The sequence below is a fragment of the Oleidesulfovibrio alaskensis DSM 16109 genome (assembly GCF_000482745.1).
In the GTDB taxonomy this organism is placed as follows: domain Bacteria; phylum Desulfobacterota; class Desulfovibrionia; order Desulfovibrionales; family Desulfovibrionaceae; genus Oleidesulfovibrio; species Oleidesulfovibrio alaskensis.
Map to the genome: position 1 here is coordinate 1 of NZ_AXWQ01000030.1, position 1,240 is coordinate 1,240.

Genomic DNA, 1,240 nt, shown 5'->3' on the forward strand with positions numbered 1-1,240 from the left:
TGTAGGACCTTCATAAGAGATCCGTAAGTACGCAGGGGAACAGGCTGGGAAGCCTGGCCATAGAGGGTGAAAGCCCCGTACCTGAAACGGAACACGGCTCGGAAGGCACCTGAGTACCGCGAGGCACGTGAAACCTCGTGGGAATCCGGGAGGACCATCTTCCAAGGCTAAGTACTCTCTGGCGACCGATAGTGAACCAGTACCGTGAGGGAAAGGTGAAAAGAACCCCTGTTAGGGGAGTGCAATAGAACCTGAAACCAGTTGCCTACAAGCTGTGGGAGCATCTTTAAGATGTGACCGCGTGCCTTTTGCATAATGAGTCAGCGAGTTATTCTGCTGTGCAAGGTTAAGCGCAAGTGTAGCCGTAGCGAAAGCGAGTCTGAACAGGGCGACAAGTACAGCGGAGTAGACCCGAAACCGAGTGATCTATCCATGAGCAGGTTGAAGCCAAGGTGAAACTTGGTGGAGGACCGAACCAGTATCAGCTGAAAATGATTTGGATGACTTGTGGATAGGGGTGAAAGGCCAATCAAACTCGGTGATAGCTGGTTCTCCCCGAAATATATTGAGGTATAGCCTCAGGGATTGTCTTACGGAGGTAGAGCACTGACAGGGCTAGGGGGCCTACCAGCTTACCAAACCCTATCAAACTCCGAATGCCGTAAGATCTACCCTGGGAGTCAGACTGCGGGTGCGAAGGTCCGTAGTCGAAAGGGAAACAGCCCAGACCGACAGCTAAGGTCTCCAAATCCATGCTCAGTGGCAAAGGTGGTGGGATTTCCTAGACAGCCAGGAGGTTGGCTTAGAAGCAGCCATCCTTTAAAGAAAGCGTAATAGCTCACTGGTCTAGAGATCCTGCGCCGAAAATGTAACGGGGCTAAGCATGGTACCGAAGCTTCGGGCTCGTCTTTGACGAGCGGTAGGGGAGCGTTCTCTATGGGTCGAAGGTGCGCCGTAAGGCCAGCTGGACTGTAGAGAAGTGATTATGCTGACATAAGTAACGATAAAACAGGTGAGAAACCTGTTCGCCGTAAACCCAAGGTTTTCCGGGTAAAGGTAATCTGCCCGGAGTTAGTCGGCCCCTAAGGCGAGGGCGAAAGCCGTAGTCGATGGGAAACGGGTTAATATTCCCGTACCTGTGTGATCGCGCGATGGAGGGACGCAGAAAGGTAGGCCAGCCGGCTGTTGGATTAGCCGGTGCAAGTGTGTAGGCTTGGAAGACAGGCAAATCCGTCTTCCT

General features: G+C 52.8%; 1 rRNA gene. It reads left to right on the forward strand.

Features of this window, described 5'->3' with window-relative positions:
* Nucleotides 1–1,240 (forward strand): 23S ribosomal RNA (locus H586_RS0111890); the annotation flags it as partial.